Annotated in this window: 21 protein-coding genes, 1 tRNA gene and 2 pseudogenes; 12 read left to right on the forward strand and 12 right to left on the reverse strand. The window is 67.9% G+C overall.

Annotated features, from left to right (window positions below):
• Positions 1-23: 23 nt before the first annotated feature.
• Positions 24-470 carry an Rv2324 family transcriptional regulator gene (locus H7I87_RS11285; protein ID WP_023881427.1) on the reverse strand — a complete coding sequence of 149 codons (447 nt, stop codon included), beginning with the start codon at positions 468-470 and terminating at the stop codon, positions 24-26.
• A gap of 121 nt (positions 471-591) precedes the next feature.
• Between H7I87_RS11285 and ddaH the strand changes: the two genes are divergently transcribed.
• From ddaH to H7I87_RS11300, 3 genes are read left to right on the forward strand one after another with little or no spacing between them, the layout of a single operon-like run.
• On the forward strand, positions 592-1,461 hold the full coding sequence (gene ddaH / locus H7I87_RS11290) for a dimethylargininase (RefSeq protein WP_033726788.1): 870 nt from the start codon (positions 592-594) through the stop codon (positions 1,459-1,461).
• Positions 1,458-2,696: an ornithine--oxo-acid transaminase gene (rocD, locus tag H7I87_RS11295; RefSeq protein WP_023865662.1), complete on the forward strand. Its 1,239-nt coding sequence runs from the start codon at positions 1,458-1,460 to the stop codon at positions 2,694-2,696. The genes ddaH and rocD overlap by 4 nt, the downstream gene beginning before the upstream one ends.
• A gap of 28 nt (positions 2,697-2,724) precedes the next feature.
• Positions 2,725-4,176 (forward strand): amino acid permease, encoded by a 1,452-nt coding sequence (locus H7I87_RS11300; RefSeq protein WP_023861415.1) that lies wholly within the window; start codon positions 2,725-2,727, stop codon positions 4,174-4,176.
• Between the two features lie 5 nt (positions 4,177-4,181).
• Here H7I87_RS11300 and H7I87_RS11305 read toward each other — a convergent pair whose 3' ends face one another.
• From H7I87_RS11305 to H7I87_RS11315, 3 genes are read right to left on the reverse strand one after another with little or no spacing between them, the layout of a single operon-like run.
• Positions 4,182-5,522: an extracellular solute-binding protein gene (locus tag H7I87_RS11305; protein WP_011724589.1), complete on the reverse strand. Its 1,341-nt coding sequence runs from the start codon at positions 5,520-5,522 to the stop codon at positions 4,182-4,184.
• Positions 5,519-6,346 carry a carbohydrate ABC transporter permease gene (locus tag H7I87_RS11310; RefSeq protein WP_011724590.1) on the reverse strand — a complete coding sequence of 276 codons (828 nt, stop codon included), beginning with the start codon at positions 6,344-6,346 and terminating at the stop codon, positions 5,519-5,521. The genes H7I87_RS11305 and H7I87_RS11310 overlap by 4 nt, the downstream gene beginning before the upstream one ends.
• On the reverse strand, positions 6,333-7,217 hold the full coding sequence (locus H7I87_RS11315; protein ID WP_033726789.1) for a carbohydrate ABC transporter permease: 885 nt from the start codon (positions 7,215-7,217) through the stop codon (positions 6,333-6,335). Before H7I87_RS11315 ends, H7I87_RS11310 begins: the two co-directional genes overlap by 14 nt.
• A 58-nt stretch (positions 7,218-7,275) precedes the next feature.
• On the opposite strand from H7I87_RS11315, the gene H7I87_RS11320 reads away from it, so the two are divergent.
• The 6 genes from H7I87_RS11320 to H7I87_RS11345 all read left to right on the forward strand — a co-directional run bounded on the left by H7I87_RS11320 (position 7,276) and on the right by H7I87_RS11345 (position 12,562).
• Entirely contained in the window at positions 7,276-8,793 is a 1,518-nt protein-coding gene (locus H7I87_RS11320) for a TldD/PmbA family protein (protein ID WP_033725896.1), read from the forward strand.
• On the forward strand, positions 8,790-10,163 hold the full coding sequence (locus H7I87_RS11325) for a metallopeptidase TldD-related protein (protein WP_033725898.1): 1,374 nt from the start codon (positions 8,790-8,792) through the stop codon (positions 10,161-10,163). Before H7I87_RS11320 ends, H7I87_RS11325 begins: the two co-directional genes overlap by 4 nt.
• A gap of 40 nt (positions 10,164-10,203) precedes the next feature.
• A complete protein-coding gene (locus tag H7I87_RS11330) occupies positions 10,204-11,070 on the forward strand; it encodes a carboxymuconolactone decarboxylase family protein (RefSeq protein ID WP_033719651.1) in 867 nt (288 codons plus the stop codon).
• A 254-nt stretch (positions 11,071-11,324) separates the two neighbouring features.
• Positions 11,325-11,747, forward strand: a complete 423-nt coding sequence (locus H7I87_RS11335; RefSeq protein WP_009976328.1) for a hypothetical protein — start codon at positions 11,325-11,327, stop codon at positions 11,745-11,747.
• 282 nt (positions 11,748-12,029) lie between these two features.
• Positions 12,030-12,410 (forward strand): DUF732 domain-containing protein, encoded by a 381-nt coding sequence (locus H7I87_RS11340; RefSeq protein ID WP_003878254.1) that lies wholly within the window; start codon positions 12,030-12,032, stop codon positions 12,408-12,410.
• Positions 12,411-12,488: 78 nt separating this feature from the next.
• A tRNA-Ile gene (locus H7I87_RS11345) sits at positions 12,489-12,562 on the forward strand.
• A 146-nt stretch (positions 12,563-12,708) separates the two neighbouring features.
• Here H7I87_RS11345 and H7I87_RS11350 read toward each other — a convergent pair.
• The 4 genes and pseudogenes from H7I87_RS11350 to H7I87_RS11365 form a co-directional block, all read right to left on the reverse strand.
• Positions 12,709-12,891, reverse strand: a pseudogene (locus H7I87_RS11350) (TetR/AcrR family transcriptional regulator); the annotation flags it as partial.
• A 2-nt stretch (positions 12,892-12,893) separates the two neighbouring features.
• Positions 12,894-13,106: pseudogene (locus tag H7I87_RS11355) on the reverse strand (type II toxin-antitoxin system PemK/MazF family toxin); the annotation flags it as partial.
• 2 nt (positions 13,107-13,108) lie between these two features.
• Entirely contained in the window at positions 13,109-13,321 is a 213-nt protein-coding gene (locus tag H7I87_RS11360; protein WP_019684433.1) for an antitoxin MazE family protein, read from the reverse strand.
• 73 nt (positions 13,322-13,394) lie between these two features.
• On the reverse strand, positions 13,395-14,801 hold the full coding sequence (locus tag H7I87_RS11365) for an aldehyde dehydrogenase family protein (protein WP_033725964.1): 1,407 nt from the start codon (positions 14,799-14,801) through the stop codon (positions 13,395-13,397).
• A 206-nt stretch (positions 14,802-15,007) separates the two neighbouring features.
• Between H7I87_RS11365 and H7I87_RS11370 the strand changes: the two genes are divergently transcribed.
• Complete coding sequence (locus H7I87_RS11370) at positions 15,008-15,922, forward strand: TPM domain-containing protein (RefSeq protein WP_033726791.1); 915 nt, start codon at positions 15,008-15,010, stop codon at positions 15,920-15,922.
• 69 nt (positions 15,923-15,991) lie between these two features.
• On the opposite strand, the gene H7I87_RS11375 is transcribed toward H7I87_RS11370, so the two are convergent.
• The 4 genes from H7I87_RS11375 to H7I87_RS11390 form a co-directional block, all read right to left on the reverse strand.
• Positions 15,992-17,599, reverse strand: a complete 1,608-nt coding sequence (locus tag H7I87_RS11375; RefSeq protein ID WP_179151724.1) for a bifunctional aminoglycoside phosphotransferase/ATP-binding protein — start codon at positions 17,597-17,599, stop codon at positions 15,992-15,994.
• Between the two features lie 29 nt (positions 17,600-17,628).
• Positions 17,629-19,371: an MFS transporter gene (locus H7I87_RS11380; protein ID WP_033719657.1), complete on the reverse strand. Its 1,743-nt coding sequence runs from the start codon at positions 19,369-19,371 to the stop codon at positions 17,629-17,631.
• Positions 19,372-19,469: 98 nt separating this feature from the next.
• Positions 19,470-20,165 (reverse strand): Type 1 glutamine amidotransferase-like domain-containing protein, encoded by a 696-nt coding sequence (locus H7I87_RS11385; RefSeq protein ID WP_023861420.1) that lies wholly within the window; start codon positions 20,163-20,165, stop codon positions 19,470-19,472.
• On the reverse strand, positions 20,162-20,359 hold the full coding sequence (locus H7I87_RS11390) for a hypothetical protein (RefSeq protein WP_023871010.1): 198 nt from the start codon (positions 20,357-20,359) through the stop codon (positions 20,162-20,164). The genes H7I87_RS11385 and H7I87_RS11390 overlap by 4 nt, the downstream gene beginning before the upstream one ends.
• A gap of 196 nt (positions 20,360-20,555) precedes the next feature.
• Between H7I87_RS11390 and H7I87_RS11395 the strand changes: the two genes are divergently transcribed.
• Both H7I87_RS11395 and H7I87_RS11400 read left to right on the forward strand, forming a co-directional pair.
• Positions 20,556-23,123, forward strand: coding sequence for a SpoIIE family protein phosphatase (locus tag H7I87_RS11395; RefSeq protein ID WP_031344075.1), 2,568 nt, complete (start codon positions 20,556-20,558; stop codon positions 23,121-23,123).
• A complete protein-coding gene (locus H7I87_RS11400) occupies positions 23,123-23,452 on the forward strand; it encodes an STAS domain-containing protein (RefSeq protein ID WP_033726792.1) in 330 nt (109 codons plus the stop codon). The genes H7I87_RS11395 and H7I87_RS11400 overlap by 1 nt, the downstream gene beginning before the upstream one ends.
• The last annotated feature ends 136 nt before the right edge of the window (positions 23,453-23,588 follow it).

A 23,588-nucleotide genomic window follows, 5' to 3' on the forward strand; every position in this document is an offset into this window, starting at 1 on the left:
CCGCCCGGTTCCGCGCGCGCCCGCTAGGGCCGCATCCGGTCGATGAGGTTGGACAACACGACTATGCTTTCGCTGCGTTCGACGTCCGCGCTGGACCGGATCCGTTCCAACGCCACCTCCAAATGCCGCATGTCGCGGGCCAATACGTGCAGGATGGCGTCCGGGGTGCCGGTCACCGTCGCGGCGCTGAACACCTCGGGGATGTCCACCCAGGCCGCCCGCAGCTCGTCGGGCGCGATGCGGCCGTGGCAGAACACCTGAACGTAGGCCTCGGTGTTCCAGCCCAGTGTGTTGCGGTCGACGACGGTGGTGAAGCCCTTGATGACCCCGCTGTCCAGCATCCGGTCGACGCGGCGCTTCACCGCCGGCGCCGACAGGTTCACCTTGTCGCCGATTTCGGCGAAGGTGGCGCGGGCGTGCTCGGTCAGCTCGGCGAGGATGCGCTCGTCGGTGTCGTCCAGGCGATCCATGACGCCTCCCCGGTGCTGAGACAACAAATCATCGAATATCCGACTATAGCGCAATAAATCGACGGCAGACACGCAATGATAGTCGTTTGATTGTCTAGGGGCCCGCAAATACCGTTGATGGATGACGGATCAATACGTGCGGGCAGCCCGCCCGGTGCCCCGATCGGCCGCCCGCACCGGCCGGGTGCACCGGCTGCCCAGCGTCCGCCGGTATGCGATGACGCGACCGTCCTTCTTCGCGGTCGACTACGCGATCAACCCCTGGATGGACGTCACCACACCCGTCGACGCCGGCCGCGCGCAGGCCCAGTGGGAGGCACTGCGCCGCACCTATCTACGGCTCGGCCACCGGGTGGACGTGATCGAGCCGGTGGCCTGGCTGCCGGACATGGTCTATGCCGCCAACGGCGGGTTCATCGCGGGAGACGTCGCGATCGTGGCCAGGTTTCGGTTCGCGCAGCGGGCCGGCGAGTCCCGCGCCTACGCCGAATGGATGCGCTCGCTGGGCTATCGGCCGCTGCTCACCCGCCACGTCAACGAGGGGCAGGGCGATCTGCTGAAGGTCGGCGACATCGTGTTGGCCGGCTGGGGGTTTCGCACCGACCGCCGGGCGCATCCGGAGATTTCGGCCGCGCTGCGCGCGCCGGTCGTGTCGCTGGAACTGGTCGACCCGCGCTTCTACCATCTCGACACCGCGTTGGCGGTGCTCGACGACCGCACGATCGCGTTCTACCCGCCCGCGTTCAGCGACACGGCCCGGCGGCAACTGGGTGCGCTGTTCCCGGATGCCATCGTGGTCGGCCCGGCCGACGCGCACGTGTTGGGCCTTAACGTCGTCTCCGACGGGTTACATGTGGTAATGCCCTCTGCCGCAACGGGTTTCGCAACACAATTGCGCCGGGCGGGGTTTGAGCCGATAGGCGTCGATTTGTCCGAGCTGCTCAAAGGCGGCGGCTCCGTCAAGTGCTGCACATTGGAGGTGTTTCCATGACGATTCTGGACGGGCAGCTCACCGCGACCCGCGTGGATTCTGCGATCAGGCTGGCGGAAAAGCGTGCCGCGCACAACTATTCGCCGTTACCGATCGTCGCCGCGAGCGCGCAGGGGGCGTGGATCACCGATGTCGACGGCCGCCGCTACCTGGATTGTCTGTCCGCCTATTCCGCGGTGAACTTCGGCCACCGCCACCCCGAGATCGTCGCCACCGCCCATGCGCAGCTGGACACCGTCACGCTGGTCAGCCGCGCGGTCCATTCCGACAAGCTCGGGCCGTTCTGCGCGGCGCTCGCCTACCTGTGCGACAAGGACATGGTGCTGCCGATGAATTCGGGCGCCGAAGCCGTGGAAAGCGGCCTCAAGGTGGCCCGCAAGTGGGGGGCCGAGGTCAAGGGGGTTCCCGCCGGCCAGGCCAATATCATCGTGGCGGACAACAACTTCCACGGCCGCACCATCAGCATCGTCAGCTTCTCCTCGGACGCCGCGGCGCGGGACGGGTTCGGCCCCTTCACGCCGGGATTCCGCTCGGTGCCGTTCGGGGATGCCGGCGCGCTGGCCCAGGCGATCGACGACAACACCGTCGCGGTGCTGCTGGAGCCGATCCAGGGTGAGGCCGGCATCGTCGTCCCGCCCGACGACTACCTGCCGGCCGTCCGCGCGCTGTGCAGCGAGCACAACGTGCTGATGATTGCCGACGAGATTCAATCCGGCCTGGCGCGTACCGGTTACACGTTTGCCTGCGACCGGTGGCGGGTGGTGCCCGACGTCTACCTGCTGGGCAAAGCCCTGGGCGGCGGGGTGGTTCCGCTGTCGGCGGTGGTGGCCGACCGGGAGATCCTGGGTGTGTTGCATCCCGGCGAGCACGGCTCCACCTTCGGCGGCAACCCGCTGGCCGCCGCGATCGGCACCACCGTGGTGTCCATGCTGGCCCGCGGCGAGTACCAGGCTCGCGCGACCGCGCTGGGCGCGCACCTGCAGCGGCGGCTGCGGGCGCTGGTCGGTCACGGAGTGGACGAGGTGCGCGGCCTGGGGTTGTGGGCAGGGGTGGACATCGACCCGTCGCTGGGCAGCGGCCGGGAGATGAGCCTGCGGCTGGCCGAGCGGGGCGTGCTGGTGAAGGACACGCACGGTGCGACCTTGCGCTTCGCGCCGCCTCTGGTGGTCACCGCGCAGGAGATCGACTGGGCGGTCGGCCAGCTTGCTGCGGTGTTGCGGGAGGCTGCTTCATAATCAGCTGACCCGGCAACAGGAGGGGCAATTGCCAGCCACGCCGATCGGCTTGAGAGCACAGCTGCTGCGACGGCGCCCGGTGGTGGGCGCACACGTGGCCCCCGGCACCGCCGATCACCTCCGGCGCGGCATCGGGACCTTCCAGCTGACCATGTTCGGGGTCGGGTCGACGATCGGCACCGGCATCTTCTTCGTCATGTCCCAGGCCGTCCCCGAGGCCGGCCCCGCGGTCATCGTCTCCTTCCTGCTCGCCGGCGTCGCCGCCGGGCTGGCGGCCGTGTGCTACGCCGAATTGGCTTCGGCGGTACCGGTTTCGGGCTCGTCGTATTCCTACGCCTACACCACGCTGGGCGAGGTGGTCGCGATGGGCGTGGCGGCCTGCCTGCTGCTGGAATACGGGGTGGCCACCGCCGCGGTCTCGGTGAACTGGAGCGGCTACCTGAACAAGCTGCTGAGCAATGTCGTGGGATTCCAACTGCCGCATGCCTTGTCGGCCGCACCGTGGGACGCGCAACCCGGCTACGTCAATCTGCCGGCGGTCATGCTGATCGGGATGTGCGCCCTGTTGCTGATCCGCGGGGCCAGCGAATCGGCCAAGGTCAACGCGATCATGGTGATGGTCAAGCTCGGCGTGCTCGTCGTCTTCGGGATCCTTGCCTTCACCGCGTTCGACATGCACCACCTCGACGACTTCGCGCCGTTCGGTGTCGCCGGTGTGGGCACGGCCGCCGGCACCATCTTCTTCTCCTACATCGGCCTCGATGCGGTGTCCACCGCGGGCGACGAGGTGACGAACCCGCAGAAGACCATGCCGCGCGCGCTGATCGCCGCGCTGTTGACCGTCACCGGCGTGTACGTGTTCGTCGCGCTCGCCGCGCTGGGGACGCAGCCGTGGCAGGACTTCGGCGGTCAGCAGGAGGCCGGGCTCGCCACCATCCTCGACCATGTCACGCACGGCAGCTGGGCCAGCACCATTTTGGCTGCGGGCGCGGTCATTTCGATCTTCAGCGTCACGCTGGTCACCATGTACGGCATCACCCGCATCCTGTTCGCCATGGGCCGGGACGGGCTGCTGCCGCCGCGGTTCGCCAGGGTGAACCCGCGCACCATGACGCCGGTGAACAACACCGTGATCGTCGCGGTCGCCGCCGCCACGCTCGCCGCGTTCATTCCGCTGCAAAACCTGGCCGACATGGTCTCGATCGGCACGCTCACCGCGTTCGTCGTCGTCTCCGTCGGGGTGATCGTGTTACGGGTGCGCGAGCCCGACCTGCCGCGCGGGTTCCGGGTCCCGGGTTACCCTGTCACGCCCGTCCTTTCGATCATGGCCTGCGGGTACATCCTGGCGAGCTTGCACTGGTACACCTGGATCGCGTTCAGCGGCTGGGTGTTGCTGGCGCTGATCTTCTACTTCGTCTGGGGCCGTCACCATAGCGCACTCAACGACGCGGCGGTCGACCCGTCCGGCCAGGAGCGCTGACCGGCTTACCGGCGGGCGGCGGCGGCGTTGGCCGCCGCCTGAGCCCGCCTCAGTGTCGTGGCGACATCGCCGCGGCCGGAGAACATTTCGTCGAAGTAGGGCCGCAGCGCATCGTTGCCGGCGGCGAAGCCGGCCCCGCCCGGGGCGGCGATGCGCGGCCCGTTGAGCACCGCGAAGAACGGTGTCACGTCCACGCCGCGGGCGGCCCAGTAGCCGAAGTACACCGGTTGCGCCGAGGTCACCGCGGGAATGGCCGCGCCGTAGCGGCCCAGGTATTCGTTGCCCTGCCTGCTGCCCATCCAGGCCAGCACCTGGCGCACCGCCCCGGGATGCTTAGTCGCGGCGTTGCCCGCTGCGGCAATGCCGTTGGTGACGCTCACCCGGCCCACCGGCCCGGCGGGCATCATCGCCACACCCCACCGGAAGCGCGCATCGCGGGCCACCGGCGCCAGGTTGTAGGTGCCCGATTGGAAGAGGGCCATCCGGCCGGCGAGGAACTGGTTGCGGGAGAAGTCGCCGTTGTCGTTGGTGTCGGCGGCCGGGGGCGCGACGTGGTCGCGGTTGATCAGGTCGACCAGGTAGCGAAACGCCGACACCGCGGCGGGATTGTCGAAGGCGAACTCGTCGCCGCGCTGGAAGACACCGCCGGCCGAACCGATGTAATTCAGGTAGATGCCCTGCGGGTCGTTGGCCGCGTTGTAGCCCCACTGCCGCACCCGGCCCGGGTCGAATCCCCGGGTGTCGCCGCGGTTTCCGTCGGCGTCGACGGTGAGCCGGGCCAGCAGCGGGCGCAACGTGTCCCCGCCGGCCGGGTTCCACCGCAGGCTGTTCAGCTGGGCCGGGTCGATGCCGGCCGCGCCGAGCAGGTCCGCGTTGTAGTACAAGGCGATACCGGCGTCCGTGAGCTGCGGCACGCCCCACAGCTGTCCGTGCCGGGTAAACTGCTCGACGACGGGTCGCTCCCAGTCCGCGGCCGCGTTAGTGCCAAGTGTGTCAAGGATATTCAGCAGTCGGCCGCTGTCGGCGTAGGCGGCGAGGTAGGCGTTGGACAGCCAGAAGATGTCGTCGGCGCTGCCACCGGCGACGTCGGTGCGCAGGGTGTTGAAGTAGGTCGAGTAGGCGACCATGTTGACGTGCACTTCGATGTCGGGATGGGCACGGGTGAATGCCGCGAACGATTGCCGGTAGGCCTCGGCGAGCTCGTCGCCCCAGACTCGCACCGTCACGATCGTTTTGTCGCCGTGCGGCTGCCCGGAATAATCCAGCAGCACCGCCGCCGCGGCCAGCAACGCGGCGACCAGCGCCACCGCCCCGGCGACCAGCGTGGAGAAGCGAGGCCGGGTCACTTGAGTCCCGAGACGACGATCGAGGCGACGATGTGACGCTGGAAGATGACGAACAGCGTGACCAGCGGGACGATCGCGATGGTGGTCGCCGCCATCACCAGCGTCCATTGCGCGTTGAACCGGGTCTGCAGATCGGCGGTCGCCACCGTGAGCACCCGCCACTTGTGCCCGCTGGTGATCACCAACGGCCACATGAAGTTGTTCCACTGCGAGACCACGGTGATCAACGCCAGCGCGGCCAGCACCGGCCGGCTGGACGGGATCACCACGTGCACGATCACGTCCAGGGTGTGGGCGCCGTCCAGCCGGGCGGCATTGACCAGGTCGTTCGGAATCATGCGAAAGTGCTCGCGCAGCAGGAAGATTGCGTACGGCGAGCCGAACATGAACGGCAGCACCAACGCCCAGAACGTGTTGCGCAGGCCCAGCTGGGCCATCATCAGATACATCGGCACGATGGTGACCGTGCCCGGCACCATCAGCGTCGCGATGTAGACCCAGAACAGCGCGTCGCGGCCGGGAAACCGCAAGCGCGCGAACGCGTATCCGGCCAGCACCGAGAACGTCAGCTGGCCGACCAGGATGACCGCCGTCATCAACGCCGTCACCGCGCCCGCGCGGCCGAACCCGGCCCCGGCCAGGTCGGCGAAATTGGACAGGGTGGGCGGTCGCGGCAGCTGCAACGGGGTGCCGGTGACGAATTGATGCGCCGAGGTGAACGCCGTCAGCAAGCCAAGTGTGAACGGCGCCAACGTGATCAACGCGCCCACCAGCAGGCCGGCGTAGATCGCGATGTTGGCGCGAGCGCGGTCAGGTGAGGTCATAGCTGATCCGCCGCCGGAAATACAGATGCTGAACCAGGGTGACGCCGATCAGGATCACGAACAGCACCACCGCCATCACCGACGCCCGGCCGATGGCCGCCGAGCCGAACGCCTCGGCGTAGATGCGGTGTGCCACCAGGTCGGTGCTGCCGGCGGGACCGCCGCCGGTCAACGCGTACACCGTGTCGAAAACCTGTGCGCTGCTGACGATCCCGGTCACCAGCACGAAGAACGTCGTCGGTCGCAGCATGGGCATGGTGATGCGCCAGAACCGCTGCCACGCGTTGGCGCCGTCGGTGCGTGCCGCCGCGTGAATGTCCTCGGGGATGGCGAGCAGGCCGGCCAGGAACGACAACGAGACATACCCGACGTTGGTCCACACCACGACGGCCGACACCAGCGGCAGTGCAAAGCTCGGGTCGGACAGCCATTCGATGCTGTGCCCTAGTACCGCGCTCACCGCGCCGTCGGTGGGCGCCAGGATCCAGCGCCACAGCACCGCGATGGCCAGCGGCGCGCAAATCCACGGCAGCACATAGACGGTGCGGAACAGCCCGGTGCCGGGCAGCCGGCGGGCCAGCATGGTGGCGGCCAGCAGACCCAGCGCCGTCTGCGCCGGGACCACCATGGCCACGAAGACGGCCGTGACCATCAGCGAGTTGCCGAACCCGGCGTCGGTCAGCACCGACCGCCAATTGGACAGGCCGACAAAGCGCAGCGGGCCCAGCAGATCCCACCGACACAGGCTCAGCCAGATCACCACCAGGATGGGCAGCAGTAGAAACGCGAGCACACCGAACAAGCTCGGCGCCAGCAGCGCGTAGCCCAACGCGGTGGACCGCGGTGCAATCCGGCGTTCGGCGCTGGCCATGGGGTAATTAAAGCGGGCGCTGCCACGGTTTGTGGGGACCGGCCGTTACGGTGGAGCCGTGACACCGAACCGGGGGATCGATGCCGACTTCCTGGACCTGCCGCGCCACGAACTGGCCGACGCGGCGCTGTCCGCGGCCACCGCGGCCGGGGCCAGCCATGCCGACCTGCGGGTTCACCGGCTCATCACCGAGATCATCCAGCTGCGCGACGGCGAGCTGGAAACCGCGGTGATCAATCGCGAGGTCGGGTTGGCGGTGCGGGTGATCGTCGACGGCACCTGGGGATTCGCGTCGCACGCGGAGTTGGCGCCGTCGGTGGCCGCCGAGACCGCCCGCCGCGCCGTGCACGTGGCCACCACGCTGGCCACGCTGAGCAGCGAGCGGGTCGAGCTGGCGCCCGAACCCGTCTACCGGGACGCCACGTGGGTGTCGAGCTACCGGATCGACCCGTTCGATGTCTCGGCCACCGACAAGATCGGCGTGCTGGGCGACTACTCGGGGCGGCTGCTCGCGGCCGACGGCATCGATCACGTGTCGGCGCTGCTGACCGCCGTCAAGGAGCAGACGTTCTACGCCGACACGTTCGGCTCGTCGATCACCCAGCAGCGGGTGCGGGTGCTGCCCTCGCTGGAAGCGGTGACGGTGGACGCCCAGGCGGGCAGCTTCGACTCGATGCGGACGTTGGCGCCGCCGATGGGTCGCGGCTGGGAGGCCCTGGCCGGTGACGAGGTGTGGAATTGGACCGACGAGCTGGCGCAGCTGCCGTCCCTGCTGGCCGAGAAGGTCAAGGCATCCACAGTGGTTCCCGGGCCCACCGACCTGGTGATCGACCCGACCAACCTCTGGCTGACCATTCATGAATCGATCGGACACGCAACCGAATACGACCGCGCCATCGGCTACGAGGCCGCCTACGCCGGCACGTCGTTCGCCACACCGGACAAGCTGGGCACCATGCGGTACGGGTCGCCGGTGATGAACGTGACCGCGGACCGGACCGTCGAATTCGGTTTGGCCACCATCGGTTACGACGATGAGGGGGTGGCCGCGCAAAGCTGGGATCTGGTGCGCGACGGGATTTTCACCGGTTATCAGCTGGACCGGGTGTTCGCCCGGCGGCTGGGACACCCGCGCTCCAACGGCTGCTCGTACGCGGATTCGCCGCATCACGTGCCCATCCAGCGCATGGCCAATGTCTCGCTGCAGCCCGCCCCCGAACAGATCAGCACCGACGACTTGATCGCCCGGGTCGAGGACGGCATCTACATCGTCGGCGACAAGTCGTGGTCAATCGACATGCAGCGCTACAACTTTCAGTTCACCGGCCAGCGGTTCTACCGGATTCGCAGCGGGCGACTGGACGGCCAACTGCGCGACGTCGCCTATCAGGCCACCACGACCGATTTCTGGAATTCGATGGAGGCGGTGGGCGGCCCGGCCACCTGGCGGCTGGGCGGGGCGTTCAACTGCGGCAAGGCCCAGCCGGGCCAGATCGCGCCCGTCAGCCACGGCTGCCCGTCCGCGCTGTTCCGCGGCGTCAATGTGCTGAACACCCGGACCGAGGGCGGACGATGATCACCCCGCAGCATGTCGTCAACGTCGTGCTCGACGAGGCGGCCAAGCTGGGCGGCGCCGACGAGACCATGGTGCTGGTCACCGACAAGGTCGAGGCGACGCTGCGCTGGGCGGGCAATTCGATGACCACCAACGGGGTTTCGGTGAGCCGGAGCGTGACGGTGATCTCGGTGGTGCGTCGCGGGTCCGACGCGCGGATCGGAACGGTGGTGTCGGCCGAGGCGGACCCGCGGGTGCTGCCCGGGCTGGTCGCGGCGTCGCAGCAGGCCGCCGCGTCGGCGCCGGAGGCCGGCGACGCCGCACCGCTGCTCGCCGACGCCGGGGAACCCGCCGACTGGGACGCGCCGGTGCCCGGCACCGGGCCGTTGATCTTCGCCGACCTCGCCGACTCGCTCGGCCGGGGTTTCCGCGGCACCGATCGGCTCTACGGCTTTGCCCACCACAGTGTTTCGACCACTTTCGTGGCGACCTCGACCGGGTTGCGGCGGCGCTTCACCCAACCCACGGGGGCGGTGGAGATCAACGCCAAGCGCGGCGACGCCAGCGCATGGGCGGGTGTGGGGACACCCGACTTCGTCGATGTGCCAACCGATTCGCTGCTCGAGCAACTGTCGACGCGGCTGGGCTGGGCGCGGCGCAGCGTGGAGTTGCCGGCGGGGCGTTACGAGACGATCATGCCGCCGTCGACGGTGGCCGACATGATGATCTACATGGCCTGGTCGATGGCCGGCCGCGGCGCACAGGAGGGCCGGACCGCGTTCTCGGCGCCCGGCGGCGGGACCCGGGTGGGCGAGCGGCTCACCGACCTGCCGCTGACGCTGTTCTCCGATCCGAGGGCGCCCGGGCTGATCTGCACGCCGTTCGTCGCGGTGAGCAGCTCCTCGGAAACGGTGTCGGTGTTCGACAACGGCATGCCGATCGACCACGTCGACTGGATCCGCGACGGGGTGATCACCGCGCTGGCCTATCCGCGGGCCGCCGCCGCCAAATACGACGCCGACGTCGCGGTGGCCGCCGACAACCTGGTGATGACCGGGGGGACGGCCAGCCAAGCCGACATGATCGCGGCCACCGAGCGCGGCCTGCTGTTGACCACGCTGTGGTACATCCGGGTCGTCGAGCCCGCCACGCTGTTGGTCACCGGCCTGACCCGTGACGGCGTCTACCTGATCGAGGACGGGCAGGTCACCGCGGCCGTCAACAACTTCCGGTTCAACGAGAGTCCGCTGGACCTGCTGCGACGGGCCACCGAGGCCGGCGTCAGTGAGAAGACGCTGCCCCGCGAGTGGGGGGATTGGGCCACCCGCGCCGCGATGCCGGCGCTGCGCATCCCCGACTTCCACATGTCCTCGGTGAGCCAGGCCCAGTAGTCGATTGCCGCCGGGCCGCGCGCGTTCTAGCGTGTGACGGATGGCGGCTCCGGTTTCGCTTCGAGAAGACCAGCTCACCCGGTTGGTGGCGGTGTTTCCGGGCTCACCGTCCGAGGCGCGCGTCGCGGCGTTGATCCGGCGGGTGTGCGCGCAGACGTCGTCGCTGCCGCCGTTGCCCGCGCCCATGGAGGTGGGCGAACCGGAATCGGAAACCGAGGCCTCCGTCGCCGAGTTCGCCGAACAATTCAGCGCCGACGTCTCGGCGATCACCCACGCGCAACGGTCTCGGCTGTCAAAGCAGCTGGGGGACAGGACTTTTGGGGTAGTGGTGCAGATGTACATCGCCGACTTCGTCCCCCGGGTGCGCGCCGGACTGGAAGCGCTCGGGGTCGGCTCGCGGTATCTGGGCTGGCTGTCGGGGTCGATCAGCTGGGACTACGGCAGCGACCCGTTGGATCTGGTGTTCAACGACTTTTTAATCGCGGTGGCGCGAATGCGTGCCCTGGACCCGGTGACCTCCGAGCTGGTTCGGCTGAGGGGCGCGGCTCAGCACCATTGCAGGCTGTGCAACTCGCTTCGCGAGGGCAGCGCGCTGGATGCCGGCGGTTCGGAAACGCTGTACGAGGAGATCGAGCGCTTCGAATCGTCGGGTTTGCTGGACGAGCGCGCAAAGGCAGCGCTGCGCTACACCGATGCGTTAATTTGGACGCCTGCGCACCTCGTCGCCGACGATGTCGCCGAGGTGCGCTCCCGGTTCTCCGAGGCCGAGGCCGTCGAGCTCACCTTCGACATCATGCGCAATGCCAGCAACAAGGTCGCCGTCTCCCTGGCCGCCGACGCGCCGCGGGTCGAAAACGGTACGGAGCGGTATCTGATCGGCGCCGACGGTCAGACGGTATTTAGCTGACCGAGCGGGCGACGGCCTCGGCGCGGGTTGAGGCGCGGTTTCGCCACGGTTGGGTGGCCTTGGCGCCTCGCGCAGAAGGCACGAAATGTTAACTATTCGTACACCGCCGCGCAAGCGTCCGTTACCGCTTTGTGCTGGGCTCATTGGCTAACTTAAGCGCGGTCACCGACTCTTATATGAACAAATATGTCGACGATTTGACGCCGGGCGTGCGTCGCAAGCAATCGCATTGGTGCGCAGAGGGAGGTTCGCAGATGACCACCGGGACACGCTCGCAGCTGCGGGTGCCAGCGGTGTGGGTTGCCGGCGTTGCGCTGGGGGCCTCGATGCTCGGCGCCGCGGTGTTGTCGGCGCCGCAGGCTTCGGCGACCTGCAACCTGAGCGACAAGGACGATCAGTACATCAACCTGCTGGCGCAGAACAAGATGGTTCACAACGCCGACTACAGCGATTGCCACGAGGCCGCAGAGGGTCGGTGGTTCGCCGATCAGGTCCGGTCCAATCCCAATTCGTTCGGCGAGGCGCAGGAGTTGGTGAACATGATCACCAACACCACGCCGCTTAGCCAGGCCCAGGCCGAGTGGGAGGTCGAGTCGGCCATCTATGTGTACGCGCCCGACTTGATCCCGAAGATCAAAGACCAGGCCTCGAAGGCAAACTGGCCCACCGAGGGCTGATCGTCGTGGCGGAGCACGGACCGCCAATGCCTTTGCTCGCCTTGGATTTCGCGGACGTCCGCACGACGCTCTGAGGTTCAGCACTTTTGTTTGGTTCAAATACCCTGTCGTATAGCTCTTTTCGGTATTCGTTGTTCACCCATTGTTCGTAAGAGCCGGTGTTTCTCGCGCTCGCGGTCGGTGGTATCCGATCCACAGTGCGTCAAGGGAAGAAGGGACATTCCACCAGAGGGGGTATCTGGAGAAATGGCAAGAACACGAGCACAGGGGGCCGGGCTGGCGGTGGGAACCGCCGGAATCATGTTGGGGGCGGCCGTGTTCGGTGGGGCGGTGCTGTCGGCGCCACCCGCCGCGGCGGCGTGCAGTCTGACTCCCGCCGACGACCAGTACATCAACCTGTTGGCGCAGAACAAGATGGTTCACAATGCCGACTTCAGTGACTGCCATGAGGCCGCGGAGGGTCGGTGGTTCGCCGATCAGGTCCGGTCGAATCCCAATCCGTACGGAAAGGCGAAGGAGTTGGTGAACATGGTCACCAACACGACGCCGTTGTCCCCGGACCAGGCCGAGTGGGAGGTCGAGTCGGCGATCTATGTCTACGCGCCGGACCTGATCCCCAAGATCAAGGCTCAGGCCGGGCAGCCAGCGCCGCCGGCGGCCTGATTGCGGGCTGCCCCGCTGGGCTGCCGCGGGACGCCGACTTCGGGCTTGGGCTACCGTTTCCTACGGAGCAATCACGTCGGGGCGGTAGCTCAGTTGGTTAGAGCCGCGGACTCATAATCCGTTGGTCGCGGGTTCGAGCCCCGCCCGCCCCACGAAAAGCGTGTTTTACCTCGGCTGATGGTTGACGTATCGGCTTCGGGTGATGGGCGACGGTGTTTCGGCTGATGCTTGACAGTTACTTCGGCTGATCCTTGACACTCTCTCGATGAGGGAGTTGAGCGTCGGTGAGGGGCCAAACTCAATCTCCGTCGTCGCGTGATACGGCGCGGTCGATCAGCGTGTGCGCGGCGGCCCGAGCATGGGCCCAGGGGGAGGGGTCGTTGAGCGAGGTGGACAGAGCGGCCGCGCCCTCATAGAGCACAGCGAGTTGGTTGCCCAGCAATTGGGGATCGGCCGCACCGGCCCGCCGGGCCAATTCGGCGAAATCATCAGCCGGCTGGTCTCCGCCAAGCCGGTTGTCTCCGACGGTTGAACAACGATCCCAAATAGTGGCGCGTCAACGTCACTGGTGGTGAAGGGCACCACCGTCACCGATGCCGTTGCGTCGAATCGGTCGTCTTGGACGACGACGACTGGCCGGGGTTTGCCGCTATAAGCGCCGCGTGCCGCGGCCATGTAGATGTCGCCTCGTCGCACGTCTATGTGGCGTCGTCCCAGTCGGCCGAGACGGCATCGACGAAGGCCTGGTCGTCACGATCCTGTTCGCTGGCAGCCACGAGCGCCGATTGGCGGTGCGCTTCTCTGACGAACTCCGTGGCGTTCACATCGGGAACCCAGAGCTGGATCGGCCGCAGGCCTCGTTGGCGCAGCCGTTCCCTGTGCCTGCGAACGCGCTCACGACCGAGTGACATTCGCTCATGTTACATATAACGGCGCTACCTGCGGGTTGCCATCGCTCGGACACAACAGCACCCACCCAGCCGATCACAGCCCGATGTAGACGGCCTTGGTGTTGAAGTAGGCCTCGATGCCCTTGCGGCCGCGCTCGCCACCCCACCCGGACTGCTTGTGCCCGCTGATCGGCATCGAGGGGTCGGCCGCGAGCGCGGAGTTCACCCAAATCTGGCCTGCGCGAAGCTCATTGACGACCCGATGTGCACGCGACAGGTTCTCGGTCCAAATCGCCCCGGCGAGCCCGTAGTGCGTGTCGTTGGCGGCGGCAATCACTTCGTCCTCGTCGTCGAACGGGATGACGCAGCCGACCGGCCCGAAGATCTCCTCGCGGATCAGCCGCATGTCGGGTGTGGTGTTGGTGATGATCGTCGCCTCGTAGAAGTAGCCCTTGCGGTCCATCGGCTTGCCGCCGGTGATCACCTTGGCGCCGGCGGCCACCCCGTCGTTGACGATGCCTTCCACGCGTTGCCGTTGCTTGTCGCTAATGAGTGGTCCCAGAACGGAATTGGGGTCATCGCTGCCGCCCATCGGCAGCATCCTGGCGAACTCGGCGAGGCCCTCGACCACCTGGTCGTAGATGCCGCGCTGGACGTAGATGCGCGAGGTGCACGAGCAGTTCTGCCCCGAGCCCGCGAGCAGGCCCATGCCCGCTCCCATGATCGCCTTGTCGAGGTTGGCGTCGTCGAACATGATCAGCGGCGACTTGCCGCCGAGCTCGAGCGTCAGCCGCTTGAGGTTGCCGGCGGCCGCTTTGACGATCAGCCGCCCCACCTCCGTCGACCCGGTGAACGAGATCTTGTCGACGTCGGGGTGCGCGGTCAGCGCCGCCCCGGTGGTCTCGCCGTAGCCGGTGACGACGTTCAGCACGCCGTCGGGCAGACCCGCCTCGCGGAAGATCTCTTCCAGCTTCAGCGCGGTCAGCGGCGTCTCCTCGGCGGGCTTGAGCACGGCGCTGCATCCCGCCGCGAGCGCCGGCGCGACCTTGAGCATCGCGACGAAAAACGGCCCGTTCCAAGGGATTATCAGGCCGACGACGCCGACCGGCTCGAGCTGGGTGAAGGTGTGATAGGTCTCCCAGGTGCCGAGCAGACCGTCGGAGACCAGGTTGGCCGACTCGCCGTGGATCTTGCCGACCCAGCCCGCGTAGTACTTCAGCATGTCGACCGAGACCGGGATGATGTGGCCGGCGGCCGTCAGGTTCATCCCGTTGTCCTGGGACTCGAGCGCGGCCAGCTCGTCCTTGCGTTCCTCGATGATGCGGGCGGCGCGGAAGAGCACGTTGGCCCGGTGCGACGCGGGCGCCTTGCGCCACACGCCCGACTCGAAGGTCTCGCGCGCCCGCGCCACCGCGGCGTCGACGACGGCCTGGTCGGAATCCGGGACCTCGGCGATCTGCTCCTCGGTGGACGGGTTGAAGACGGGAATGGTGGTACTCACGGTTCGTCGGGGCCCTTCGTCGGCGGAAATCCTGTCGTCGCGCGACAGAGGTTACGCGCTTAACCATCGGGTGTCCAGCACGTGCGAGCGCTCGATGAGCGTGGCGTCCGGACGGATCCTGCAGGTCATCAGCGTGCCGAAACGGATGCGCCGGCCGCGCCCCGGCAGGTGGAGCCCCGCCGCAAAATGGCGGCTAGATTACCCCTATGCGGGTTGTTCGCCTGTTCGCTGCGGTCCTGACCATCCTCACAGCCGGGCTGCTGTGGGCGACCCCGGCCGGCGCGCAACCGCCGACCAAGCTCACCGATCACCTCACCGACAGCAACCGGGTGCTGACGGATTCGGATCGGGCGGCGGTCAGCTCGGCCATCGATCGGCTGTACCGCGATCGACACATTCAACTGTGGGTGGTCTACGTCGACAACTTCAACAAGTTCAAACCCGACAACTGGGCCGACCGCACCCGCAGCGAAAGCGGCATGGGCGACCGCGACGTGCTGCTGGCCGTGGCCACCAACACCAAGTTGTTCACACTCAACCCCCCGCGGCAGCTGCAGAACCCGACAGCCGACGAGTTGAACAGCCTGCGCACCAACAAGATTGGGCCGGCAGTCAGTGCGAAGAACTGGGCCATCGCCGCCATCGCCGCGGCCGATGGTCTGGACACCTCACTCAGCGTGTCTCACCCCGCGAGCCCGGCCAAGCGGGCCTGGCTGCCGATCGCGATCGCCGTCATCGCCGTCGTGGTCGTCGTCGTGCTGCTGCTGGTGCTCTATCGGGCGCGGCGCCGCCGGCGCGCCGCTCGCGGAGTCGGCCCCGGCGGTCCGCAGGATCGTTCGTTGGGGGAGGCGTTGTCGACGGCCGAGGCCAGGTTGCGCCAAATCTCCGACTACGTCGCCCGGCATCACGACAGCGTCGGCGCCGACGCTCGCAGCCGCCTCGACGAGGCCACCCGGCACCTGGCGGCCGCGCACGCCAAGCAGGCAAGCAACGACACGGAGGCGATCGCCCATGCCAACCGGGCATCGACGTTGGCGGCAGAGGCGCAACACCTGGCGAACGACGACGTGCTGGGCGCCCACCGCACGACGCGACGCCGGGGTGCCGCATCCAAGCGATGACCTGAACCGTCGAACGTGGAGTTGTTGCGGAAAATCGGCCGGATCCGCGCAACAACCCCACGTTCGGCGTCACGACGAACGGTAGCGGGCGCGCAGCAGGCCCAGCGCCTGCTCGACGGTCTCCTCCGTATCGCGGGTCGCGTCGACCCGCAGCACCGACGCCTGCTCATCGGGGGGAGTGAACGCGGCGCGCAGCTGCGGCCACAGCTCGATCCGCGCGTCCGAGACGACGCCTTGCTCGGTCGCGCGCCGCTTGAGCCGCGCGATCAGGGTGTCGTCGTCCGCGTCGCACAGCACGACGTGCAGGTCGACGCCGAGCCGGTGGGCAAGCTGCCGCAGCTGGGCGCGCTCACCCGGATTGCCGAACGTCGCGTCGACGACCACGCCGCGGCCGCGGCGCAACCAACGGGCGGCGTCGCGGCGTAACGCGGCATAGGTGTTGCGCGTCATCGCGGGATCGTAAAGCCCCGAACCGAATTCGTCGCTGCCGCGGCGGGTCGGCGGAATGCCCGCCATCCTCTTGCGGGCCACGTCCGACGAGAGGTGCACCAGCCCGAGCCGGCCGGCGAGCGCCCGCGCCAGCGTGGTCTTGCCGCTGGCCGGCAGCCCCATGGTGACGACCATCAGCGGACGGGGCAGGCCGCCCGCGTGCGCCCACGCCAGGTCAAAATACCCGCGCGACTCGGCGATGAGCGCTGCCTGTTCACCGCCGGGCACCTTTTCGGTCTGGGCCAGGCGCAGGCTGCGGACCTTGCCGCGCACGTAGGCCCGGTAACACATGTAGAAGTCGAGCAGGCTGGGCAGCTCGTCGTCGCCGCTGGCGCGGACGTAGGAGTCTACGAACGCCCAGGCCAAATCGCCGCGACCGTGGTACTCGAAATCCATGGCCAGAAACGCCACCTCCGAAGCCAGGTCGGCGCAGCGATAGCGGGGCGCGAACTGCAGACTGTCGAACAACACGATCTGACCGTCGGCGATGCAGACGCTGGCGGCGTGCAGATCACCGTGACCGTCGCGCACGTGCCCCTCGGTCACCCGCCGCTCGAGCAGGGCGGCCTGCTGGCCGACGAATTCCTGGACATAGGAACGGATTTCGTCATTGATAGCTGGGGAGATGGTGCGCCCGATGAACGGGCCCATCTGGTCGAAATTCTCCTGCCAGTTCGCGATCACGCTGGAGGGGCTGCCGTACGCCTCGATGTCGGGACCGGTTTCGGCCCGGCCGTGCAGCTTGGCCAGGGTGCGACCGATCCGGCGGGCGAGCCGCGTGTCGACATCGCCGCCCGCCAGCTTGGCCGGCAGCATGCCGTCTTCGGGCAGCCGCCGCATCCACACGGCCGGCTCGCCCGACCCGGCCTCGCCGCCGACCCGGTAGTGGCCGTTCTGCTCGGTGATGTCGACGACGCCGAGGTACACCTGCGGGCTGAACCGCCGGTTGAGCCGCAGTTCTTCGTCGCAGTCGGCGCGGCGTTGCTCGATGCTGGTGAAGTCGAGGAAGCCCAGGTTCACCGGCTTCTTCAGCTTGTAGGCGTAGGGGCCGGCGAGTATGACCCACGAGCTGTGCGTCTCGTGCAGGCGCAGGTCGTCGGCCGGCGGGTCGTACGCGTCGGGTCGCAGAAGATCCGCGACGATCCGCGGCTGTCCGTCGGGTCCGGTGGGGTCGAAGGCGTGCGTCATAGTCTCGCCCCACGAACACTACCCGGCGCTCAGACCTCCTCGACGTCGTCGGCGTAGCGGCCGGGGTTGACCAGCGATGCCAACGCGCCGGTGACCATCATGAGCGCCGCCGCGACGAACACCACGACCAGCCCCGCGTGGAACGGACCCGAAATCAGCTCGGGGAAAAACGATTTGCCGGTCAGCGTCGCGGCATTGACGCCGGGTTGTTGCAGTGCATGCGACGGTGCGAGCAATTCGGCGATCGGGTTGTAGCCCAGAAACGCCGCGAACAGGCTGCCCACCGGGGGCAGGGCGGCGGCGTCCTGAGCCACCGCCGCGGGCACGCCCTGCTGTTGCAGCCCGCTGCTCAGCGCGTGCGGCAGCGTGCCGGCCAGGCCGACGACCATCAGCGAGAAGAACACGCCGATCGACAGCGCCGAACCGGCGTTGAAGAAGGTCGACCGAACACCCGATGCGGCTCCCCGGTCCCGGGGCGGCACGCTCGACATGATCACGGCGGTGTTGGGCGCCGCGAACAGGCCGCCGCCCAGCGCGTTGAGGAAAATCAGCAGCGCGAACACCCGGTAGTCGAAATTGACCGGGATCATCAGCAACCCGATGAACGTGACGGCCATCAGCAGCATCCCGGCGACGGCGAACGGCCTCGCACCGAACCGGTCCGCCAACCACCCCGCGACCGGCGCCGCGATCAGGAAGCCGATCGTCGTCGGCAGCATGTAGATGCCGGCCCACAGCGGCGTCGATTCGAAGCGGTAGCCGTGCAGCGGCAGCCAGATGCCCTGCAACCAAATGATGAGCATGAACTGCAGGCCGCCGCGGCCGCTCGACGACATGAGGTTGGCCAGGTTGCCCATCCCGAACCCCGCGGACCGGAACAGTCGGACGTTGACCATGGGCTGCGGTGCGCGCAATTCGATGAGGCAGAACACGATCAGCAGCAACAGCCCGAACGCGATCGAGCCCAGCACCCACGGGTTCGTCCAGCCCGTCGGATGGCCACCGTAGGGCTGAATGCCGTAGGTGATGCCGACCAGGACGACGGTCAATCCCACGCCGAACGTCACGGTGCCGGGCCAGTCCAACGGGCCCGGCGTGCGCACGCCCAGCTCATGCAACGAGCGCATGCCCCACACCGTGCCCAGGACGCCGACCGGCACCCCGACCCAGAAGATCGCCCGCCAGTCCCATTCCGAGAGCAGCCCCCCGAACAGCAGGCCGAGGAACGAGCCGGCCACCGCGGCGACCATGTTGAAGCCGAGTGCCATGCCGCGCTGGTTGCTCGGGAACGCGTCGGTGAGGATGGCGGCCGACAACGCCATCAGGATGGCGCCGCCGACGCCCTGGATCACGCGCCAGCCGATCAGCCACACGGCGCCGCCGGTGAGCGGGAACGGGTCGAACGACAGCGCGATCGCCGCGACGGTGAACACCGCGAAGCCGGCGTTGTAGATGCGCACCCGGCCGAACATGTCGCCGAGTCGCCCGACGAACACCACCAGGACCGCGGTGACCACCAGGTAGCCCATCAGCATCCACAGCAGATAGCCGATGTTGGCCGGCGCCAGCGGGTTCAATCCGATGCCGCGGAAGATGGCCGGCAGCGAGATCAACACGATCGACGAGTTGATCATCGCCAGCAGCATTCCCAGGGTCGTGTTGGAGAGGGCAACCCACTTGTAGCGGGGGTGGTCGCGGTCCCATCGGAGCCTGCGGACATTGGTTTGCTTGGCGACCAGCGTCGGGCTCGTCGCGGCAGGGCTGTCGGCCATCTATATCCCGGTCATCATCAGTCGTCGCCTACATCGGTCCAAAGGCATTATGTTAGCCATACAAACAAATGGGTTTGCAGGCGTCTCTCTCCGGACCGTCAGTCGCCGGTTCCGACGGGCAACAGTTTGTGCGCGAGGTGAGCGTTGACGACGCGGAATTCGTGTGCGGGACGGCGCACGGGCTCGAGGGTGCCATCGGCGTGGACGACGGCGCCGCCGCCGGAGGGGATTCCGACACCTAGGGCGGCTCCCTCGAGCGATTGGATCGCCCGCGACAGCCGCGCCCAGCCGGTTCGCTCGTCGTGCGTGTCGATGACCGCGGGCACCAGGTTGAAGACGTCGAGCAGTCGGTGCGCCGGGGGTGTCCCGATGATGCCGTAGCGCCCGAGCTGGACCGCACCGGCCGAAATGCCCACCAGCACAGCACCTTTGGCGTACCGATCGAGAATCGCGTCCTTCATGCCGGTTCTCTCGAAGGTGTTCCAGCCCCGCTGCACGTCGCCGCCGGCCAGGACGATCAGGTGGGCGCCGTCAAGGAAGGCGCGGTCGGCCGGGCCGAACGACGACGCGATCATGCGGCGCTCGGTGACGCCGATCGCCTCCATCGCCGCCGCGAAGATGTCGTAGAACTCGGGGCGATCACCGTTCGATGCGCCGATGTAGGCCGCGCTCAGCGGCTTGTCTCTTGCCAACCCGTCGAGAGCCGCCTGCAAGAGCGGTCGGTCGTGACGCTTCCAGAACAGCAACTGACTGTCGGCCAGCAGGTACAGCGGTTGACGTTGTGGTGCCGTCACTTTCGCTGCTCTTTGGTGGTCAGCTCTTCGAGCCTCGCGAGCGCGGCGTCGAGGTCCGCCGCCTCGATATAGATGCTGAGGTCCGGCATGAGGTGCCACAAGCTCGGGAGGTATCCGGCGAGGCCCTCCGATTCGGTCAAGACCGGCGTGCCGTGCCGCCGGACCTGGAGAGGCCCCAAAACCCCCAGCTCCACCGGTAAAAGGGTACTCATCTCGATGATCGTCGGCGGCGCAATTCAATACCTGGTCAAGATCCGGTAAAGCCGCCAGTGACCTGCCCGGATGGCGCCCGAACGGCTAAGGCGCCGCACGGTGACCGGCACTGGCCGCATGGTGCCGGGAGTTGCGGCACCGACATGGCCACGCACCCGACCGTTTACTTTGGTATCCATGGACAGCGACCGGGATGACTCCGCCGCCAACCGGCGGGACCGGCGCGAACTGGACCGCATGCACACCCAGCTCGACGAGCTGATGGCTGCGCGCGACCAGCTGGAACAACTGGTGCGGGTCATCGTCGAAATCGGCTCCGATCTGGACTTGGACGTCACGCTGCGTCGCGTCCTGAAAGCGGCGATGGAGCTGACCGGCGCCCGCTACGCCGTGCTCTCTTCCCGCGCCTCCGACGGCGGACTGCTCTCGTTCGTGCATGCCGGCCTCGACGCGGACACGGCCCGGCAGCTCGGCGAGCTAGCGGTGGGCGACGGTCTTCGCATCGACGATGTGAGCGTTGATGCGCGCAGCGCCCACCTGTCGGCACACGACCCACCGCTGCGGGCGCTGCTGGGAATACCGATCACGGTGCGGGCAGCCAACTTTGGCAACCTCTATCTGGCGGACGACCGGCAAGGGCGCGTGTTCACCGACTCGCAGGAAGGCGCGGTGCGCGCCATGGCCACGGCGGCAGCCGCCGCCATCGACAACGCGCGACTCTTCGAGCGCGAGCGCGAATCGGCGAAATGGACGAAGGCCAGTCGCGAGATCACCACCGCGCTGCTGTCCGGTGATCCGCAGACAGGTCCGTTGCAGCTCATCGTGAACCGGGCGCTGGAGCTGGCCGGCGCCGAGCAGGCGATCTTGCTGGTCCCGCGAGAGCCCGAGTCGCCCGGCCGGGAGGCCGACACCCTGGTGGTGTCCGCCACCGCGGGCCGCTATGCCTCGCAGGTGATCGGCCGGCAGGTTCCGATGGACGGCTCAACCACCGGCGGTGTCGCGCGGCGCGGCCTGCCGTTGATCACCGACTCCTTCCAATACCCGATCGAGGGATTCACCGACGTCGGCGAACGCTCGGCGATCGTGATACCGCTGATTGCCGACGGCGCGGTGCTCGGCGTCATCGCCGTCGCGCGCGACCCGCAGCAACCGCCGTTCGGCAACGACTACCTCGACCTGGTCAGTGACTTCGCCCGGCACGCCGCCATCGCCTTGGCACTGGCGGCGGGCCGCCAACACGCGCTCAATCAGGAACTGGCCCAAGCGGATACGGTCGACGAGGCGGTACGCGCCGCGGCTGAAGAACTGCGCCGGCTGTGGCGCGCCCGCCGGGTGCTGGCCGTCACCTTCCCGAGCCACACCTCTGCTACGGAAACGGCGTTCGGTCCGCCCGAGGTCGTTTCGGTCGGCGAGCCCACGCAGTGGGCCGATCTGCCGTCGCACATGCACCAGGCGCTCGGCGCGTTGCGCGACGGCGACCTGCTCACCCCGAACACCACGCAGCCCGGGACGGCGGGCATCGCCCTGCAGCATCCCGACGGCGTGCTGGTCGTCTGGATCGACCTGACCGATGAGCGCTCGTTCACCTTGGAAGACCAGACCCTGCTCACCGTGCTGGCCGGCCGCCTCGGCCAGGGCCTGCAACGGGTGCACCAGGTCGACCAGCAGCGCGAAACCGCACTGGCTCTGCAGCACGCGATCCTCGGTCCAGCCGATCTGCCCAACGGATTCGCGGTGCGCTATCAGGCCGCCACCCGGCCGTTGCAGGTCGGTGGTGACTGGTTCGACATCGTCGACCTCGAGGACGGGCGGGTTGCGTTGGTCGTCGGCGACTGTGTCGGCCACGGGCTCGCGTCCGCCACGGTGATGGGTCAGGTGCGCAGCGCCTGCCGCGCCCTGCTGATCGAAAACCCAAGTCCCGCTGCGGCTCTCGCGGGTCTGGACCGATTCGCGGCGCGGCTGCCCGGCGCGCAATGCACCACCGCCGTGTGCGCGGTGCTCACCCCGGACACCGGGGAACTGGTCTACTCCAGCGCCGGGCACCCGCCGCCCATCGTGGTGCACGGCGACGGCAGCACCCAGATACTCGACGAGGGCCACACCATCGCATTGGGCATCCGACGGGACTGGCCCCGCCCGGAGGCCCGGGTGACCATACCGGCGCGCGCGACCCTGCTGTTGTACACCGACGGGCTGGTCGAACGTCGCCGCAGCCCGCTGGATCGGGGTATCTACCGCGTCGCCACCGTCGCGCAGGATGCCCGCGGCTCGTCCCTCGACGAGTTGGCGACCCGGATCATGTCCGCCGTCGCGCCGAGCGGCGGCTACCAGGACGACGTGGTGTTGCTGCTGTACCGGCATCCGGCGCCGCTGGAGCTGAACTTCCCCGCCGACGTCAACCAGCTGGCGCCCACTCGCACCGCGTTGCGCAACTGGCTGCGCCGTGTCCGGCTGGACCCCGAGCAGACATTGAACGTATTGGTCGCCGCCGGGGAGGCCGTCGCCAACGCCATCGAACACGGACACCGGCACAGTCCGCAGGGCACAATTCGGCTGGGCGCCACCGCATTAGGCGATCAGGTCCGGTTGACGATCACCGACACCGGCACATGGAAGGTTCCCCAAGCGACGTCCTATCCGCATCGGGGGCGGGGCATCCCGTTGATGAAAAGCCTGATGAACGATGTCGACATTCGGTCCGACACCGGCGGAACCACCGTCCAGCTCTCCGCCAGGATCACCTGATGGTCACCCCGCTGACACTGGACACCGGCCGTGGTAGCGACGGCAACCCGGTGCTGGTGGCAGTGGGCGAAATCGACCTGAGCAACATTGACGCATTCCACCGGGCGCTGGCCACCGCCACCGCGGAGGTCACCGGGAGTGACGGCGCGGTGCTCGTCGACCTCAGCGCCGTGGAGTATGTGGACAGCGCCGCCATCAATGCGTTGGCCGCACACGCCGACCACATCGCGCTCGTCGCGCACCCGGTCCTGATGCCCGTCTTCAGGGTCAGCGGTTTGACCGAGCTGACCACCGTCGAAGCCGCACCCTCGCCGCCGGCACCTTGTTGAAACATGTTGCAGCGCAAGGCGGCCGCGAATCCGCCAAGCCCGCGATCGCCGTGTGAATTGCCGCGGCCCGAGCGGGATTTGGTCTACTCGGTCGTCAGCGGGCGGACCACCGCACGATCGTTCGGCCCGCCAATCC

The sequence above is a fragment of the Mycobacterium timonense genome (assembly GCF_025821985.1).
Classification (GTDB): domain Bacteria; phylum Actinomycetota; class Actinomycetes; order Mycobacteriales; family Mycobacteriaceae; genus Mycobacterium; species Mycobacterium avium.

What these genes read in the sequence shown, in the direction of transcription:
- H7I87_RS11285 (WP_023881427.1), bottom strand. Translation starts at nt 470, where the DNA reads ATGGATCGCCTGGACGACACCGACGAGCGCATCCTCGCCGAGCTGACC.
- ddaH (WP_033726788.1), top strand. Translation starts at nt 592, where the DNA reads ATGACGGATCAATACGTGCGGGCAGCCCGCCCGGTGCCCCGATCGGCC.
- rocD (WP_023865662.1), top strand. Translation starts at nt 1,458, where the DNA reads ATGACGATTCTGGACGGGCAGCTCACCGCGACCCGCGTGGATTCTGCG.
- H7I87_RS11310 (WP_011724590.1), bottom strand. Translation starts at nt 6,346, where the DNA reads ATGACCTCACCTGACCGCGCTCGCGCCAACATCGCGATCTACGCCGGC.
- H7I87_RS11315 (WP_033726789.1), bottom strand. Translation starts at nt 7,217, where the DNA reads ATGGCCAGCGCCGAACGCCGGATTGCACCGCGGTCCACCGCGTTGGGC.
- H7I87_RS11325 (WP_033725898.1), top strand. Translation starts at nt 8,790, where the DNA reads ATGATCACCCCGCAGCATGTCGTCAACGTCGTGCTCGACGAGGCGGCC.
- H7I87_RS11330 (WP_033719651.1), top strand. Translation starts at nt 10,204, where the DNA reads ATGGCGGCTCCGGTTTCGCTTCGAGAAGACCAGCTCACCCGGTTGGTG.
- H7I87_RS11335 (WP_009976328.1), top strand. Translation starts at nt 11,325, where the DNA reads ATGACCACCGGGACACGCTCGCAGCTGCGGGTGCCAGCGGTGTGGGTT.
- H7I87_RS11360 (WP_019684433.1), bottom strand. Translation starts at nt 13,321, where the DNA reads ATGTCACTCGGTCGTGAGCGCGTTCGCAGGCACAGGGAACGGCTGCGC.
- H7I87_RS11370 (WP_033726791.1), top strand. Translation starts at nt 15,008, where the DNA reads ATGCGGGTTGTTCGCCTGTTCGCTGCGGTCCTGACCATCCTCACAGCC.
- H7I87_RS11375 (WP_179151724.1), bottom strand. Translation starts at nt 17,599, where the DNA reads ATGACGCACGCCTTCGACCCCACCGGACCCGACGGACAGCCGCGGATC.
- H7I87_RS11380 (WP_033719657.1), bottom strand. Translation starts at nt 19,371, where the DNA reads ATGGCCGACAGCCCTGCCGCGACGAGCCCGACGCTGGTCGCCAAGCAA.
- H7I87_RS11395 (WP_031344075.1), top strand. Translation starts at nt 20,556, where the DNA reads ATGGACAGCGACCGGGATGACTCCGCCGCCAACCGGCGGGACCGGCGC.
- H7I87_RS11400 (WP_033726792.1), top strand. Translation starts at nt 23,123, where the DNA reads ATGGTCACCCCGCTGACACTGGACACCGGCCGTGGTAGCGACGGCAAC.